At 49.5% G+C, this 16,420-nt stretch carries 13 protein-coding genes and 2 other annotated features (1 of these 15 only partly in view); of the genes, 7 read left to right on the forward strand and 6 right to left on the reverse strand.

The features are described from left to right. Positions 1-42 (forward strand) — a binding site (T-box leader); it begins 195 nt to the left of the window's first position. Between the two features lie 79 nt (positions 43-121). The 4 genes from IV45_RS07425 to IV45_RS07440 are packed head-to-tail and all read left to right on the forward strand — an operon-like array spanning position 122 to position 3,922. After that, positions 122-970, forward strand: coding sequence for a MetQ/NlpA family ABC transporter substrate-binding protein (locus tag IV45_RS07425; protein WP_057742233.1), 849 nt, complete (start codon positions 122-124; stop codon positions 968-970). A 17-nt stretch (positions 971-987) separates the two neighbouring features. After that, complete coding sequence (locus IV45_RS07430) at positions 988-2,052, forward strand: methionine ABC transporter ATP-binding protein (protein ID WP_057742236.1); 1,065 nt, start codon at positions 988-990, stop codon at positions 2,050-2,052. Beyond that, the gene (locus tag IV45_RS07435) at positions 2,027-2,746 is read left to right on the forward strand and encodes a methionine ABC transporter permease (protein ID WP_420806394.1); all 720 of its coding nucleotides are present in this window, start codon (positions 2,027-2,029) and stop codon (positions 2,744-2,746) included. Before IV45_RS07430 ends, IV45_RS07435 begins: the two co-directional genes overlap by 26 nt. A 27-nt stretch (positions 2,747-2,773) precedes the next feature. Beyond that, on the forward strand, positions 2,774-3,922 hold the full coding sequence (locus IV45_RS07440) for an ArgE/DapE family deacylase (RefSeq protein ID WP_057742241.1): 1,149 nt from the start codon (positions 2,774-2,776) through the stop codon (positions 3,920-3,922). An 84-nt stretch (positions 3,923-4,006) separates the two neighbouring features. Here IV45_RS07440 and rlmD read toward each other — a convergent pair whose 3' ends face one another. Next, positions 4,007-5,419, reverse strand: coding sequence for a 23S rRNA (uracil(1939)-C(5))-methyltransferase RlmD (gene rlmD, locus IV45_RS07445; RefSeq protein WP_057742244.1), 1,413 nt, complete (start codon positions 5,417-5,419; stop codon positions 4,007-4,009). A 127-nt stretch (positions 5,420-5,546) separates the two neighbouring features. Then, positions 5,547-5,779, forward strand: a binding site (T-box leader). 83 nt (positions 5,780-5,862) lie between these two features. Between rlmD and brnQ the strand changes: the two genes are divergently transcribed. Then, positions 5,863-7,245 carry a branched-chain amino acid transport system II carrier protein gene (brnQ, locus tag IV45_RS07450; protein ID WP_057742247.1) on the forward strand — a complete coding sequence of 461 codons (1,383 nt, stop codon included), beginning with the start codon at positions 5,863-5,865 and terminating at the stop codon, positions 7,243-7,245. Positions 7,246-7,382: 137 nt separating this feature from the next. Here brnQ and dltD read toward each other — a convergent pair whose 3' ends face one another. From dltD to IV45_RS07475, 5 genes are read right to left on the reverse strand one after another with little or no spacing between them, the layout of a single operon-like run. Continuing rightward, positions 7,383-8,678, reverse strand: a complete 1,296-nt coding sequence (gene dltD / locus IV45_RS07455; protein WP_057742249.1) for a D-alanyl-lipoteichoic acid biosynthesis protein DltD — start codon at positions 8,676-8,678, stop codon at positions 7,383-7,385. Then, positions 8,671-8,910 (reverse strand): D-alanine--poly(phosphoribitol) ligase subunit DltC, encoded by a 240-nt coding sequence (gene dltC, locus IV45_RS07460; RefSeq protein ID WP_057742250.1) that lies wholly within the window; start codon positions 8,908-8,910, stop codon positions 8,671-8,673. Before dltC ends, dltD begins: the two co-directional genes overlap by 8 nt. Before the next feature lie 30 nt (positions 8,911-8,940). Then, positions 8,941-10,173, reverse strand: coding sequence for a D-alanyl-lipoteichoic acid biosynthesis protein DltB (gene dltB, locus IV45_RS07465; RefSeq protein WP_057742253.1), 1,233 nt, complete (start codon positions 10,171-10,173; stop codon positions 8,941-8,943). Continuing rightward, a complete protein-coding gene (gene dltA / locus IV45_RS07470; protein ID WP_057742255.1) occupies positions 10,170-11,702 on the reverse strand; it encodes a D-alanine--poly(phosphoribitol) ligase subunit DltA in 1,533 nt (510 codons plus the stop codon). Before dltA ends, dltB begins: the two co-directional genes overlap by 4 nt. 18 nt (positions 11,703-11,720) lie before the next feature. Then, positions 11,721-11,861: a teichoic acid D-Ala incorporation-associated protein DltX gene (locus IV45_RS07475; protein ID WP_057742258.1), complete on the reverse strand. Its 141-nt coding sequence runs from the start codon at positions 11,859-11,861 to the stop codon at positions 11,721-11,723. A 262-nt stretch (positions 11,862-12,123) separates the two neighbouring features. Here IV45_RS07475 and IV45_RS07480 point away from each other — a divergent pair, with 262 nt between their 5' ends. Together IV45_RS07480 and IV45_RS07485 are read left to right on the forward strand one after the other, a co-directional pair. Next, positions 12,124-13,242, forward strand: coding sequence for an exonuclease SbcCD subunit D (locus IV45_RS07480; RefSeq protein ID WP_057742261.1), 1,119 nt, complete (start codon positions 12,124-12,126; stop codon positions 13,240-13,242). A gap of 1 nt (position 13,243) precedes the next feature. Further along, the gene (locus tag IV45_RS07485) at positions 13,244-16,336 is read left to right on the forward strand and encodes an AAA family ATPase (RefSeq protein WP_057742263.1); all 3,093 of its coding nucleotides are present in this window, start codon (positions 13,244-13,246) and stop codon (positions 16,334-16,336) included. Positions 16,337-16,420 lie beyond the last annotated feature (84 nt).

Genomic DNA, 16,420 nt, shown 5'->3' on the forward strand with positions numbered 1-16,420 from the left:
ACAACGAACTAAAGGTGGTATCACGAACAAATCGTCCTTTATCAAATTTGATAAAGGGCGATTTTTTTGTTGCTTGGTATTCGGTTGATTGGCAAACATTAGAAAAAGGGGATCGATGTTTATGAGAAAAAGAAGAAGGAATTTAATTATTTGGTTAGTAATTGCTGCAGTTGTGATCATTGGTGGGATCGTTGGTTTTGCCCATCACCGTTCACAACAAGCCAAGACCGTTACCGTTGGGGTCGTTGCCTTATCCAATGACGACGAAAAGATTTGGAACCAAGTTGAAAAGACCGCTAAAGACAAATATGGGGTCACGATTAAGCTGAAAAACTTCACCGATTATAACCAGCCTAACAAAGCCCTGAAGAACGGCGACGTTGACCTGAACGCCTTCCAGCACCAAGCATTCCTGGACGCTTGGAACAAGGCCAACCATGGTAACCTGGTTTCAATTGGTAAGACGATCATCGCACCAATTCGTCTTTACTCCAAGAAGTATCACAATATCAAGGATCTGCCTGATGGCGCAACCATCGCGGTACCTAACGATGCTTCAAACGAAAGCCGTGCATTATACGTACTGAAGAACGCCGGCCTGATCACCTTTAAGAAGGGCACCGGCAAGTTAGCTACTGTGGCTGACATCGACAAGAACCCTCACAACCTGAAGATCAAGGAACTGTCAGCTGACCAATGTGCTCGGGCATTGAACGATGTTGATGCCGCCGTTGTTAACAATACTTACGCGGTACCAGCTAAGTTGACCAAGAAGCAGGTTATCTACACTGAACCAGTTAACAAGGACTCAGAACAATGGATCAACATCATTGTTGCTAACAAGAAGGACAAGAACAAGCAAGCTTACAAGGACGTCGTAAAGGCTTACCAGACGACTCAAGTTAAGAAGCTCTACCAGAAGTACTACGGCGACACCCAACGGACTGCTTGGGACTTGAACCTGAAATAAGTTAAGGAGGAGCAAGTATGGCAGACATCATCAGTTTAGATCATCTAAGTGTGACCTTTCAGCAGGACAAGGAACCGGCAGTGCATGCCGTGTCTGACGTAACCCTGCACGTAGAAAAGGGTGATATCTTCGGCGTGGTTGGTTATTCCGGCGCCGGCAAGTCCACCCTGGTACGGACGATCAACCTGCTGCAAAAGCCCACTCAAGGGACAGTTAAGGTGGCTGGCAAGGTCTTATTTGCCGATGGCCAGCAACAGATCGCCAAGAAGGACCTGCAGGCAACGCGGCGCAACATTGGGATGATTTTCCAACACTTCAACCTGTTGAACGAAAATACCGTTCAGGACAACGTGATCTTCGCGCTGAAACACAGTGATCTTTCGGATGATGAGCTGGAAAACAAGTCGTTAAAACTCCTCGACATGGTGGGCTTGAAAGACAAAGCCCAAGCTTATCCGGTTCAGCTGTCTGGTGGTGAACAACAGCGGGTGGCAATTGCCCGGGCGCTAGCCAATGATCCGGAAATCCTGATTTCGGACGAAGCTACCTCAGCTTTGGACCCGCGGAACACCAACCAAATCTTGGACCTCTTGAAGGACCTGAACAACAAACTAGGGTTGACGATCGTTTTAATCACCCACGAAATGGATGCCGTCAAGCGGGTGGCCAACAAGATCGCCGTTATGCAAAAAGGGCAGATCATCGAACAGGGGAACCTGCGCGACGTCTACCTGCGGCCAAAGAAGGAATTGACGCGGCAATTCGTTGGTGGCTCACTGGCAGCCATGGAAACGCTCAAGGCCTTCAATTTAGGCGCATTGGCACCGAACGAACAGCTTTTCCAAGTGGTCTTCAGTGCTGCTAACGTCACGAAGTCAGTAATCTTGGACCTGTATAAACAACTGCACGTGGACGTTTCAATGCTGTACGGGAACATCGAAGTTCTGGGAAATGAACCAGTGGGCACGATGTTCATCCTGGTTAAGGGCGATCCGGACCAATTGAATCAGGTACAAACGCTGCTTAAAGGCGAAAATGTTGAAGTAACGAAGATTGATGATCGGGGGATTTGGAATGACTGAGTTGATCACAAAATACTTGCCCAACGTTGCCAACCTTGGCTGGGGCGGTGACAGCGGCTGGGGAACTGCTATTTGGCAGACCTTGTTCATGACTTTTTGGCCGGCTGTCTTTGGTGGCCTGTTAGGGATGATCTTTGGTGTCATCCTGGTCGTTACCAAGCCGGGTGGCATCATGGAAAACCGTTTCTGGTTCGGCCTTTGTGATAAGATCGTTTCGCTGTTCCGGGCCATCCCATTCATCATCTTGCTGGCCTTCATTGCACCATTTACGCAATTGATCGTCGGCACGCAGATTGGGACGACGGCGGCCTTAGTGCCACTGTCACTGGGGGTCTTTCCCTTCTACGCCCGGCAGGTGCAAGTGGCCCTAGAAAGCGTCGACAACGGCAAGGTTGAAGCCGCCCTAGCATTAGGGGCAACGAATACCGACATTATCTTTGATGTCTACTTGCGTGAAGCACGTTCCGAACTGGTGCGGGTTTCCACAGTAACGTTGATTAGTTTGATTGGCTTAACGGCAATGGCTGGTGCTATTGGTGCCGGTGGTTTAGGTAACACTGCCATCTCTTATGGTTACAACCGTTTCAACAATGACGTGACGCTTGTCGCCACAATTCTGGTTCTGTTATTAGTGCTGATTGTGCAATTAGTTGGTGATTGGCTGGCTAAACGGCTGAACCACCAGGATCGTTAATCGTGAATGGATAAGGAAGGCGATTGAATGGAACGTGAAGAACGCATTCAAATTTTGACGGATTTAATTAAGATTAATTCGGTTAATGGCAATGAAATCGAAGTGGCTAACTACTTGCACGACTTGTTCAAGCGGCATGGAATTGACAGCCGTGTCGATGCCTTTGGTGACCACCGTGCCAACCTCGTTGCTGACTTTGGCAGCGGCGAGCCGGTCTTAGGGATTACCGGTCACATGGACACCGTTGCACTGAGTGACCTGTCAGAATGGCACCACCAGCCACTGGCCGCCGAAATTGACGGCGACAAGCTCTATGGCCGTGGTGCAGCCGACATGAAGAGCGGCTTGGCAGCCCAGGTCATCGCCTTGATTGAACTTAACGAGGCGGGCAAGATTAACGGTCACGTTCGTTTCATCGCGACTGCCGGTGAAGAATACGGGACACCTGGGGCCAACCGGCTTGAAGCGGCCGGAATTGCGAAGGATCTCTCCGCTTTGCTGGTCGGTGAACCAACCGGCGGCAACGTGGTTTACGCACACTCTGGCTCCTACAATTACCGGATTACCAGCGTCGGCAAGTCTGTTCACTCTTCCGCTCCAGAACGCGGTATTAATGCCTTGGAGGGCTTGGTTGACTATTGTGTCGATGAACGGACCCTCTTTGACGATGCTAAAGACGACCCTTACTTAGGCCAGGTCAAGCACAGTGTCACCATCATCAAGGGTGGCGATCAGGTTAATACCATCCCGGATAGCGCTGAATTACGCGGCAACATTCGGCCGACCCGGACCTTCAATAACGACCAGGTCACTGCCCGGATTAAAGCCGAAGTGGCTAAGTTGAACCAGCAACAAAAGGCCCAGCTGCATTTCGAAATCTTGAACGACTGGTGGCCGGTCGCTTCTGATCCGCAGAGCCAATTCGTCCAATCCGTATTGAGCGATGCACGAGATGCCTTTGCCAGCTGCGAGGGGCATTCAACGCCTGAGCTGAAGACGATCAACGGTGCCACGGATGCCTCCGTCTTTGTCAAACATCACCAGGACCTGCCTGTCATCGTATTAGGGGCTGACGAATGGTCAGTTGCCCACCAGGTAGACGAATTCACGACCATCTCCAGTTACTTAGCAACCATTCAAACCTACAAACAGGTTATTCAACACTTTTTCAAGTAAACAAAACATCCTGATAAAAATGCTTTAGCGCAGTATACAAAGGGGCTCCAGTGTTCGGACGATCCGAACGCTAGAGCCCTTTTCTTACTTGTTTAGTGATAGTTTAACAACGGCCTCACAGCGAGGAGTCTGCGGCATCATGTCGACTGGCTGGATGTAGTCAACGTGGTAGGTTGGCGCCAATCTGGCCAAATTACGGGCCATGGTGGCCATGTTGCAGGAGATATAAGCAAACTTGCGCGGCTTGGCGGTGAGGATGGCATCGATCAGGTGTGCATCCAATCCAGTTCGTGGCGGATCGACGACCAAAGCATCGAATTGGTGGCCTTCAGCCTGCCATTTCGGCAAGAGGTCCTCGGCGGCGCCCACTTCATAACGAGCGTTGTCGATTCCATTCAATTGGGCGTTAGCGTTGGCATCCTCGACGGCTTCGGGGATAATTTCCATCCCCAATACCTCCTTAACCCGGTTGGCAAGGGAGAGGCCAATGGTGCCCACCCCTGCATAGGCGTCAATCAAAGTGTCGTCTTTCGATAGGTCCAGTGCTTTGGCGGCCTCCTCATACAAATTCTCGGTTTGGTAAGGATTGAGCTGGAGAAAAGATGGAGCCGAAAGGTGGAAGTCTAGACCCATCAAGCTCTCAGTGATGGTGCGCTGACCGACTAAAAGCTTGGTAGTCGGTCCCCACACAGTCGAAGTGGCGCCGGGATTGATGTTTTGCAGAACGGAGACCACTTGGGGCAACTCATCCTGGATCCGGACCAGCAGTTGGTGTTTCTTCAGCAGTTTCGGGCTGTTGGTGATGAAGGTGAGCTGGATGTCACCGTTGGCCATCGATTCACGAACCACGACCGTTTTGATGATGCCGCTGTTCTGCTCCTCATCATAGACGGGGATCTGCAAGTCACTGATCATCTGGCGAACGTGATTCATCACGGTCATGATACCGGGCATCTGGACGGCACAGGTCGGCATGTCGACAACGGTGTGGCTATTCGGTGCATACAGGCCCATTACCAACTTGCCGTCTTGTTGGCGGACTTGGAACTGTGCCTTGTTCCGGTAGCCGTATTGGGGCTCTGCAGGCAGGGTTGGCTTTACCTGATAGTGGCGATACCCCAGTGGTTTAAACTTGGCCAGACTGTCTAAGACGACCTGCCGTTTGAATCTTAATTGTGCGGGGTACTTCATGATTTCGAATTCAAAACCACCAGCAGTGTTGGCATAGGCATCTCGTGGTTGGACCCGGTTAGGACTGGCCTTACGCAGGCGGTGGATCTTTGCCTCCAGGAAGCGCGGATGGACGTTGGTGACCTCGGCCACGACCACCTCACCAGTTAAGGTACCAGGGACAAAGCAGACCTTATGCTTGAAATAACCGATTCCCTGGCCGTTGACGCCCATTTTGCGGATGGTTAGGGGAAAGCGGTCACCAACCTGGACTTGGACGCTTGGCTGATGATGGGGATGGCGATGGCGATGCTGATATGGAGCCATAATGGGCCTTCTTTCGTTCATAATATTGACTTTCATTCTAGCATATTGCCTGTAACGAAAAAAATTTCTAAAAAAGGGTTGACACATTATTAGAGAATGATTAGAATACAAAGCATAAATTAATTATTCGAACACAATGAGAAAGAAGAGTAGCTGTTTTCAAGTTTCAGCGAGCCCTGTTAGGTGTGAGGGGGTAACAGTTGAAAATAGTGAAAATCACTTTCGAGTCCGCGCCAACCAAGGCGTGGTGGTAACACCCATTATCGTGTCTGCGTATCGCCTTTTTGGCCGTACGTGCAGAGGCAGTCGTAGCAATACGGCCGCGAAAATAGGGTGGTAACACGCACCAGCGTCCCTTGATCAATCGAGTTTGATCAAGGGACTTTTTTATTGCGTTCGAAATGAAGAGCAATTATTCATTTTTCACTAGGGAGGTATTTCAAATGGAAGATTTAGTAACACGCCATCGTTTGACTACAAAACAATACTTGGTAGTCAGTTCATTACTGTTTGGTCTGTTTTTCGGTGCTGGTAACTTGATTTTCCCACTGCATTTAGGACAATTAGCCGGTGGCCACTGGGTTGGCGCTGCAGTTGGTTTCCTGGTTACTGGGGTGCTGTTGCCACTGCTGTCCGTAATGGCAATTGCTGTTACCCGTTCTGAAGGGGTTTATGATGTTGGTCGGCCACTGGGTGCAGCCTTCGCCTTGGTATTCATGGTTTTGATTCACGCAACCATCGGGCCATTGTTTGGGACGCCACGGACGGCTTCTGTTTCCTTCACCGTTGGGGTCGCACCGTTCGTTGACAAAGCACATCAACAAGTTGCCCTGTTAGTCTTCTCAGCCGTCTTCTTCCTGTTAGCCTTTGCATTCTCATACCACGAAAATAGCATCCTGGCTAACGTTGGTAAGGTTTTGAACCCTGCATTCTTAGCATTACTGTTCGTTATGTTCCTGGTTGCTTTCCTGCGTCCACTGGGCAACCCAATGTCAGTACCAGCAACCAGTGCTTACCTGCACAACGCATTAGTCAATGGTTTCTTACAAGGTTACAACACGATGGATGCCCCAGCTGGTTTGGCATTCGGGGTCACTGTTGTCCACGCCGTTCGCCAAATGGGTACTAAGAGCGGTAACCAAGTCGCAAAGGTTGTTGCTAAGTCCGGGATGGTTGCAATGGGTGCTGTTGCTGCTATCTACCTGCTTCTGATCGTTACTGGTGCGATGTCACTGGGTCGTTTCAAGCTCTCTGCCGATGGTGGGGTTGCCTTTACTCAAATCGTTAACTACTACGGTGGTGTCTTTGGTCAAGTCGTATTAGCCGTATTGATCACCGTTACCTGCTTAACCACTGCTGTTGGTCTGGTCGCAGCCTTTGCACAAGACTTCCACAAGCACTTCCCAAAGGTTTCCTACCACGTTTGGTTAGCCTTAACCACTCTGGCTTCATTCTTAGCCGCTAACTTTGGTTTGGACACGATCATCGCTTGGTCGACTCCAATGCTGATGTTCCTTTACCCACTGGTCTTAGTTCTGATCCTCCTGTCCGTTCTGTCACCACTGTTCAACCGTGACAGCGTCGTTTACTTCTTCGTTGTTTTGTTCACCGTTGTTCCAGCCCTGGGTGACATGGTCGTTGCCTTCCCAAAGGTAGTTTCTCAAAGCGCCTTTGGTCAGATGGTTGCCGCTTGGCGGATGAAATTACCATTGGCAAGCATGGGGATGTCATGGTTGCTGCCAGCTGTTCTGGGGGCTCTCTTAGGTGTTGCGGTCCATGTTTGGCGCAACCGTCAAGAAGCTGGTGCTGGTGCAGTTGATGACTAATCAAATCAACTAGAATCATAAAACACATTAATACGAAATCCTCTAAGCATACAGATGGAATTGGAAGTCATCTGAGCTTAGAGGATTTTTATGATAAAGAAATCGCCCGCTTGAGAATCAAGTGGGCGATTATTATTTTATCTAAGATTGTGGTCAACTTTGAACTGATTCAGATTATCAGCGGTTGGATCCAAGTCTTGCCATTCTTTGGAAAGGAAGGCCTTATTCATGTGGTAATGAGGTTGTGGCTGCTTCTTTTCGATGAATGGGGAAACTTTCCGGTCAAAATCAACCCAGCCGGCCCAGCCGATGTGGATGGTATCCTGCATGAATCCATTCTGACCACCCTTGTGTGAGTAGTCGACAATGTGGTTGAAGCCTTGGGACCGTAACTGCATCTTGATCTTGTCAACAGTCCGGTAATACATCGGCATTGACATCCCAGTGTACTTTTCCCAACGAGCATTGACTGGAGTAATCATAAAGATGACGTTGCTGTTGGTCTTCTTGAATTGATTCAGGACTACTTCCAGGTCACCGTATTCTGGCGACTTGGTGTAGTTGAAGTGACGCTGAGAATTGCGCGTCTTACGCAAGTCCGGCTTAACCGTTGAATTGTAGAAGCCATTGAGGATTCCAAAACGGTTGTTGTTGGAATTGTAATTGTGTTCCTTGATGGCAGTTGCGGAAAGGTCGGCGTAGTTCAGCTGTTGCGGCAGCAAATGAACTTTCGGCTTGATCCGCTTGCCATAGTTATCGTTGAGGAATAAGCCAGAGAACAGGTCGTCTTCATGGCTTAAGAACTTGATCCGCATGTTGATGTTGAAACGATCCCAGCCAGTCAACGGCTTCCCAGCAGCGATCTTAGCAGCGTCTTGGGTTACCGTGCCGTCATCACCCAGCAGCTTGATCAGCCGGCGAGCGGTGTAACGGTCATAAGGTGACTTAGGGTTGGCCTGTGCCAGCCACATCAAGTTGGCGTAGGAACCATTGTAGTACTTAAAGGCGTTGACCATTACCCCTTGGCGAACGAACCATTGTGGGGAAATGATGTAAACAGCTTTTTTGTTGTGCATCTGCTGTGGAATCATGGCCATGTTGAACAGTTGCGGTAATGATTGCGTCCCCCGTGAACCAAACAGGAATGGCTTGTAATTGTGATAACGTTCAGCCATGACGGATGGATGGTAACGGTCCATCCGGTTTAATTCACTGGAACCAAAGAAGGGAATGTAGTTTTCCTTCTTGCTGCCCAGGGCTTGTGCTTTGAGCGACCGGTTCTTGAAGACCGTCGCACTAAGAGAAACTGCCGCTTTCTGTTCGACTTCCTGTGAATGGTGGTTGCCCCACGGAAGCGCAAAGAGAACTAATGTCAATACGCCGGCAACGATGACCGGGCCGAAGATTGACCACAGTTTCTTCTTGTTAGTCATTTTGTAATTCCTTCACCTGTTCACAAATCTTGTCAACTGAACTCCAAGCACTCCGGTCAAATTCGGAAACTGGCACCTGGATGTCGAATTCGTCTTGCAATGACAACAGGAATTGAACGGTGGCCATGGAGTCAATCAGACCATCAGCGTATAAGTCTTCGGAAGTGTCAGCAAAGTCACTTGCGTCACGGCCAGTTGCTTGTGCTAATAAGTTTTGAATTTGTTCTTTCATGATAAATCCTCCAAAAATGATAAATTTTATTTACTTCATAGCAGACGGATTGAACCAGAGTGTGTTCAAGAACCCACAGAAGATCAGGAATGAGAAGACAACAAAGTTAAAGGTAATAAAACCGGCAATAAACTTGGTCAGCTTCGTGCTCTTCAGGTTCTTGAAATGCTTGCGCTTGTAACGCAGCCACCAGTCATTGGTGCACAGGGCCGCACCGTGTAAGAAACCATACAAGATATAATACCATGTTACACCATGCCAGAAGCCCATGACGACCATGTTTATCATGTAAGCCAGTGATGATAAAACATTCCGGTTCTTGAACCAGTGCTTCTTGGTTGCCATGAAGACGAAACGCATGAAGATGTAATCACGGAACCAGAAGGACAAGGTCATGTGCCAACGGTTCCAGAATTCCTTGATGTTCTTGGACAGGAACGGCTTGTTGAAGTTCATCGGCGTTTCAACACCCATGATGTATGAAATGGCCACGGCAAACAGCGAGTAACCGGCGAAGTCGAAGTAGAGGTCACCGGAGTATACGTAGGCCACGGCAACAACCCACCAAGACAGGTGTGGTGCGTGTGACATAGCCTGCTGTTCCACGTATGGCAGCCATTGCTGAGCGAAGAAGTAGTCGATGATGAACTTGTAAATAAAACCAATAAAGAGATACATGACCGCCTTTTCCAGCATCTTCAAGTATTTCTCACGGCTCGGCACCTTGCGATAATCCTTGGAGAAACGCCGGTAACGGTCGATTGGTCCGGAAGTGATGGTTGGCATGAAAGCCATAAACCGGATGAACTTCCACCAATTAATATCCTTAACCGCACCATCACGAGTTTCGATGATTGTTCCAGCAGCCCGGAAAGTCAGGTATGAAATCCCTAAGAAACCAAGAAGGGAGTTGTGACCAACCATGGCTGGGGTGAACTTAACGATGATGATCGGTAACAGTGACAGAAACGTAGTGCAATAGAAAACGAGACTATTGTTATTCTGCTGGCGGTAATGGACGTACCACATAACCAAGCAAGTCTGGTAAATGATATAGACAATCAGCGAGATTGCTTGCTGCCAATCTTGTCCGTCAAACATGAAGAAGATGAAGACGAAACTGACAAGGGCTTCATACCAGCTGAGCCGCTTGCCAAAGTAAATTCCGATGCCCAGTGGCAAGATCGCAATCAGCAGGTAGATGAAGTAGACCGGTGTCCCGTAAGCAGAAAAATTAGGCAGATTAGCAAACCAGTTCATCATTTATTGTTGGCCTCCGCAATCATTTGCTTAACGGCGATCTTACCGTTAGCTGATTTTGGAAAACTGTCAACGTACTTGAATTGGGTTGGCATCATGTAATCCATGATCTTGCCCTTCAGGCTTTCCCGAATGGCCTTGGTTAATTCGGCATCGGAAGTAAAGTCATTCGGTTGTGCGATGACGTCGGCAATCAGGTGTGAAACCCGACCGTTCTTATCATACTTTGGTACGGCCACGGCTTGTTTGATCAGTGGACTCAATTCCAAGCTGGAACGAACTTCATCCAGTTCAACCCGGAATCCGTGCAGCTTAATTTGGAAGTCCATCCGACCGATGATGTGACGCAGGCCATCAGCGGTGATGAAGCCGGCATCACCGGTCCGGTAAGACTGAACCCCATTGAACTTGAAGAAGTTCTTAGCGGTCTTTTCAGGGTTGTTCATGTAGCCTTCCGCAACACTGTCACCGGAGATGATGATTTCACCGTGCTTGCCGGGTTCAGTGATTTGCTTGTTGCCGTCCCAAATGGTCGTGGTAACGCCTGGCTTGTCATAACCAATTGGCAGCCGCTTGTCCTTCTTGACCATTTCCTTGGTGATTTCACAACTGGTAATGGCAACGGTGGCTTCCGTTGGTCCGTAAGTGTTCCAGATACGAGCGTGTGGGAACTTCTTCCACAGACGTTTAACGGTGGAAACGGATAATTCTTCACCACAGAAGACGAACTGCTTCAAGTCGGGCATCTTTTCTTCGTTGAAGTCCGGACTCAGCATCAGCATGTCGGCTAATGAAGGGGTACCGGTCATGATATCGATCTTCAAGTCCGTCAATACCTTGAATAATTGACCAAAGTTCTGCACAACGGAGAGTGGCAGGGCTTTGATGGTGCCACCAGTCAGCATCCCGATCAACCAGTAGTAGTGTGAGATGTCAAATGAGAACGGCGTCTGGCCGAGGAAGGTCATGCCTTCTTCAATAGCAAAGTCATCGCCCAGCATCCAGTTGGCAAAGGTGGTGACGTTATCGGCGCTGATCTGAACCCCCTTTGGTGAGCCGGTCGTCCCGGAAGTAAAGAGGATGTAGAACGGCTGCTTGCCGGATACAGGGTGGCTGATCTCGTAGTTGGCGGACTTAGCCATGATCTGGCGCAGTTCGAAGAGGTCTAATACTTGGCCATCGTAATCCAGCTTCTGGTCTGGAAATTCGTCGATGGCAACGACTAAACGCGGGTTGGCCGTGTTGATAATGGATTGCATCCGTGGCAATGCTGATCCAGCTTCCACTGGAATGTAGGCATGACCGGATTTAACCCCGCCTAAGAAACCGGCAACCATTTCGAACTGGTGATCACCGTAAAACATAATCGGTGATTCAGCCGGAATGTTGCTGTGGTCCAACCAGGCAGCAAACGCATCAGAAGCTTCGTGCAGGTCCTGGAACGTGTGGGTGGTTCCCATTTCATCGAAGTAGACCCGGTCGGCGAATTTCTGCGCTGCCTGGTCCATTTCCGCAACTATCTGTTTAATCACAATAATTTCCTCCACTAATTAGAATTCGTTGTAGATAAATGGTGCTTGCCCCGCGCCATAATAACCATAAAGGTAAATCAGCACGATCAAGACAGCAAAATAAAAAAGCGTTTTAAGAATAAACGTTGAAACTGGATGGTTTTTTAATGATTTCACCATTAACTTAGTTGACCTTCTCTCCGTAGAAAATTAGCGTTAATGATTAATGCATTCTAGTCTAAGACGTTTAGTTTCTTTATTGAATATTAAAGGTAAAGTTTACCAATTCTTTAAAGATATCAAGCGTAATTATACAACAAGTGTGACAGTGCCGTAAACGGAATTGCTGACAGCTTTTTCGCGCTTTTTACGTCTTTAATTAATAAGGAGTTAAATCTGCTATAATCAGAAGCAAAACAAACAGGTGTTTGGGGAGGAAACTATGCGCTTTTTACATACGGCCGATTGGCATATTGGCAAGAATTTAGCGGGCTACGATTTACTGGCCGACCAGGCGGCAACGTTTAAAGAAATTGAACAGATTGCACTAGAAAACAAGGTTGATGCAGTCGTGATTGCTGGGGATTTATATGACCGCAGTGTTCCCAGCGAGGCAGCCATTACCGAACTGACCCATGAATTAATGCAGCTGAACTTGCACGATCATTTGCCACTCCTAGTAATCAGCGGCAACCATGATTCGGCGATCCGCTTAGGGGTTGGCCGCCAGTGGTATCAGGCCACGGATTTATTCTTAAACACTGATTTCGCCGCGGCCTTTAAGCCGGTCACCATTCAGGACACCCAGTTTTTCTTGTTGCCTTATTTTGGCCTGCAGCAAGTCAAAAATTATTTTCAAGATGACTCATTGCGCACGTTGAACAGTGCAATGACTGCCATCGTGGAGCGGATGCAGGAAAACTTTGCTCCCAATAAGCAGCATGTCTTGGTGGCCCATTTCTATGCCGCTGGCAGTACGCGCGTGCAATCCGATACGCAGATGGAGATTGGCGGCTTGAGCGCGGTAGACACGAGCATTATGGTGCCCTTTGACTACGTTGCCTTAGGACACCTGCACAGCCGCAACGCTTTGAAAGAAGACCGGGTGCGCTACAGTGGTTCGCCAATGAAGTTCTCTGCCGGTGAGGCCAACCTAGAGAAGGGTGTCTGGATTGTCGACACGGATAGCTGGCAGATCGATTGGCACCCATTGAAGCCGGTCCACCAGCTAATTGTCCTGACTGAATCCTTTGCTAAATTGACGGACCCCCAGTTTGCAAAGCAATACGCTAAAGATGACTACTATGTGATCAAACTGACTGACCGGCAAGTCATTCCCGACGTGATGTCGCGTCTGCGCGAATATTATCCGCAAATCATCAGCCTGGAACGCAAGAACGGCTTTCAAACGCCCCACAGCAAGGTTGATCGGAAGGCCGCTACTGAAGACCCCTTCGACCTGCTCCAGCAATTTTATGAAGAAAGCGCCAATAACCCACTGTCGCCGATGCAAGAGAAGTGGGCGCAGGCAGCCCTGAAACAAGCGCAAAAGGAGGAATAGTATGCGGCCATTAAAGCTTGAATTAACCTATTTCGGTCCCTACCGCCACGTGCTGGTGGATTTCACGAAATTCAACTCCCAGCCGCTGTTTTTGATCAGTGGGAAGACGGGGAGCGGTAAGACGACCCTCTTTGATGGCATGTGCTACGCCTTATTCAATCAGACGACCAATGACCAGCGTGACGCCGCATCGTTGCGGTCGGACTTTGCGCCCAACACGGCGGAGAGTGCGGTCAAACTGACTTTTGAGCATGAGGGCATCAAGTACCAGATCACCCGTAAGCCGGCCCAGCAGGTTCTTGGTCGTGGGCATAAACTGGTAAACCATGTGGCGCATGTCGAGCTGCTTTATCCGGCCGACAGTGACCAGCCCAAGTCGATTACGAAGATTTCGGTAGCCGATAGCTTCATCAAGAACCTGCTGCACCTGGATAAGGAACAGTTTCGCCAGATCGCTTTGCTGCCACAGGGCAAGTTTCGCCAATTCCTGTCTTCGTCTAGCAGTGACAAGGCGGCCATTTTAGGGAGCCTGTTTAACACCAAACTTTACCAGCGCTGGACGCAAATCTTGAAAGACCAGCTGGCAGCCCAGGAGAAGGGCCAGGAACAGTTGCAGACCCAGTTGAATACGCTGATGCAAAGCGAGCATGACGTCGACAGCAACCTGCCGCACACGGAATGGGCAGCAGCGGTCAAGGCCCGGATTGACCAGCAAGAGGAACAACAGGCCAAACTAGTGCAGGCAGTTGAAGAACAAGAAAAGCGGGAGGCAAAGGCAAATGCACAGCTGCAGGCCGCTTCTGTGCTCAAAGACCAGCAGACCGAACTAACCCAAGTCAACGCCCACCTTGCAACTTTAAAGGGACAAAGCCAAGCAATTACTAAGGCTACACAAACCATTCACCGGTTAGAGTGGTTCAATGCCCGGCAGAAGGACTACTTTGCATATCAGAATGGGCAGCAGCGGTTGCAAGAGTTGCAAAAACAGTTGCAAACGGCGCAACAGAAGTTAACGGAGACGACTCAGCAGCAGGGGCAGGCCCAAAAAGCGTTGGACCAGCTGCAGGCGCAAAAGGCCACAATCGATGACCTGAAAACGCAGGCCAGCGTCTTGACCAGCCAGCTGCCGACTTATGAACAGCAGGATCGCTTACAGCTACAGTTGACTAAGCAAAAGCAGGAGGTGGCCGCGCAGAAAGACAGCTTTGAAAAGGACCAGCAAGCGTTAAGCCAGGTTAAAGAGCAGTTGACCAAGATTGCACAACAATTGGCGCAGTTTCATGATTTGGAAGACGACCGTGTGCAATTAGTCAACAGTCAACACCAGCTGGCGGATGCAGACCGCTTATGGCAACAACTACAGGATGTTCAACGCGACCAGGAGACAAAGCAGCAAGAACTCAAAGAAGTCCAGCAGCAATTGGTGGCCGCCAACCAGCAGTTAAAAACCAGTAAGAAAGAGTACGAGGACCTTCAAGACCAGCGTACCCGTAATCAGATTGCGGCCCTGGTTGCCAAGCTTCACGATAACCAGGCCTGCCCAGTCTGTGGCTCGCTTGATCACCCACACCCGGCCGAAGTCGAAAAGGGCCAGCAGGTAACGGATGAAGAACTGGATCACACAAATGAAGCCTACGTTATGGCCGGCAAGCAACAGGCACGTCTGCAAAGTCAACAACATCAGCTGACGGCCGCCGTGCAGGCTAACGAGCAGCAGCTGGGAAACTTAGGCACGCAATTGCGAACGACCCTGAAGATGCAGGATCAGGCTGCTGATTTCTCTGCAACGCTGAAAGAAAAGCATTCCCAGCTGAATGAATTAAGCGCCCAGTTGCAAGGTCAGCAGAAATTGAAGGGGCAACTGGAAAAGCAGCAGCAAACAGACACCGAAAAACAGCAAGAACTGCAAAGAAATCTGGATCAGGCACAGAAGAATTTGAACGATTTGCAGCTGCAGATGACACAAACGCAGTCAACGTTTGCAACTCAGACCAAGCATTTGCAGTACCCTGACTTAAAGCAGGCCCAAGCCGCGTTGAAGCAGCTGCAAAAACAAGTGACGGCCTATGATCAAAAGGTCAGCCAGGTCACTGAACAGTTAAGCAACCTACAGCAGACTGTCTCGGCTTATCAAGGACAGGTTGAACAGGGGCAAAAGGAACAAGCAGACTTGCAATCGACTCAGAGCAAACGTCACTCTCAATTGACCGACATGCTTGCCGAAGCCGACTTTAATTGTGACTGGTCATTCTGGCAGTGGGCCCAGGACAATAACGACCAGCTCAAGTCTTTGCAGCAGCAAGTGGAGAACTACCAGCTGGAACTGGGTAAGACGCAGGCACAAGCAGCAAAACTTAAACAGGCGATTGATGACCGGGGTCCTGTTGACTTGGCACCGTTAAAACAAGCGGCAACTGCAGCCCACCAGCAATTGGCTCAGCTGCAGGAACAGAGCGGGTCGCTGAAGCAAGCGATTGCCCAGCACAAGGCCAACTTGAAGCAGGTCCAGGAATTGCTGCAGAAGCAAGAGCAGGCATTCACCAAGCTGGCAGAGTTTAAGACCTTGGTCAGTGTAGTAGATGGCAACACCGACAGTCACTTGAGTTTGGAACGTTATGTCTTGCGCAGCTACTTTGATGAGGTTCTGCAGGCGGCTAATCCGCGGCTGCAGGAATTGTCGAACGGTCGCTACCTCTTTGCCCTAAGCGACGAATCACAGGGCAGGGGCGCCAAGTGGACCGGCTTGGAAGTCAACGTGTACGACGATAATGCCGGCCGTTACCGGAGTGCCCGCACTTTGTCTGGTGGGGAGAGCTTCATTGCTTCACTCGCCCTTGCCCTGGCGCTGAGTGATGTTGTCCAGCAGCACCAAGGCGGCGTCCACATTGATGCCTTGTTTGTGGACGAAGGTTTCGGCTCCTTAGACGCGGATGCTTTGCAACAGGCCCTGCAGGCTTTGCAGACAATTCACGGTGGCCGCATGGTAGGCATCATCAGCCACGTGGCCGCATTGGAAGAGCAGATTCCCAACCAGCTGCAGGTGGAAACCGACCACGGCGTCAGCACAGTAAAATATCAGCTAGAAGAGTTATAAAGATCTTGTCAAAGGCAAAATCATGAACTAGAATGTCTGTAGAAATTGAAACACGGAAAGATATTTCAAGTAGGCATCCAGAGA

Source organism: Limosilactobacillus secaliphilus, from assembly GCF_001437055.1.
In the GTDB taxonomy this organism is placed as follows: Bacteria; Bacillota; Bacilli; order Lactobacillales; family Lactobacillaceae; genus Limosilactobacillus; species Limosilactobacillus secaliphilus.

Coding starts and splice junctions, on each gene's coding strand:
- IV45_RS07425 (WP_057742233.1), top strand. CDS start 122: ATGAGAAAAAGAAGAAGGAATTTAATTATTTGGTTAGTAATTGCTGCA.
- IV45_RS07430 (WP_057742236.1), top strand. CDS start 988: ATGGCAGACATCATCAGTTTAGATCATCTAAGTGTGACCTTTCAGCAG.
- IV45_RS07435 (WP_420806394.1), top strand. CDS start 2,027: ATGATCGGGGGATTTGGAATGACTGAGTTGATCACAAAATACTTGCCC.
- IV45_RS07440 (WP_057742241.1), top strand. CDS start 2,774: ATGGAACGTGAAGAACGCATTCAAATTTTGACGGATTTAATTAAGATT.
- rlmD (WP_057742244.1), bottom strand. CDS start 5,419: ATGGCTCCATATCAGCATCGCCATCGCCATCCCCATCATCAGCCAAGC.
- brnQ (WP_057742247.1), top strand. CDS start 5,863: ATGGAAGATTTAGTAACACGCCATCGTTTGACTACAAAACAATACTTG.
- dltD (WP_057742249.1), bottom strand. CDS start 8,678: ATGACTAACAAGAAGAAACTGTGGTCAATCTTCGGCCCGGTCATCGTT.
- dltC (WP_057742250.1), bottom strand. CDS start 8,910: ATGAAAGAACAAATTCAAAACTTATTAGCACAAGCAACTGGCCGTGAC.
- dltB (WP_057742253.1), bottom strand. CDS start 10,173: ATGATGAACTGGTTTGCTAATCTGCCTAATTTTTCTGCTTACGGGACA.
- IV45_RS07475 (WP_057742258.1), bottom strand. CDS start 11,861: ATGGTGAAATCATTAAAAAACCATCCAGTTTCAACGTTTATTCTTAAA.
- IV45_RS07480 (WP_057742261.1), top strand. CDS start 12,124: ATGCGCTTTTTACATACGGCCGATTGGCATATTGGCAAGAATTTAGCG.
- IV45_RS07485 (WP_057742263.1), top strand. CDS start 13,244: ATGCGGCCATTAAAGCTTGAATTAACCTATTTCGGTCCCTACCGCCAC.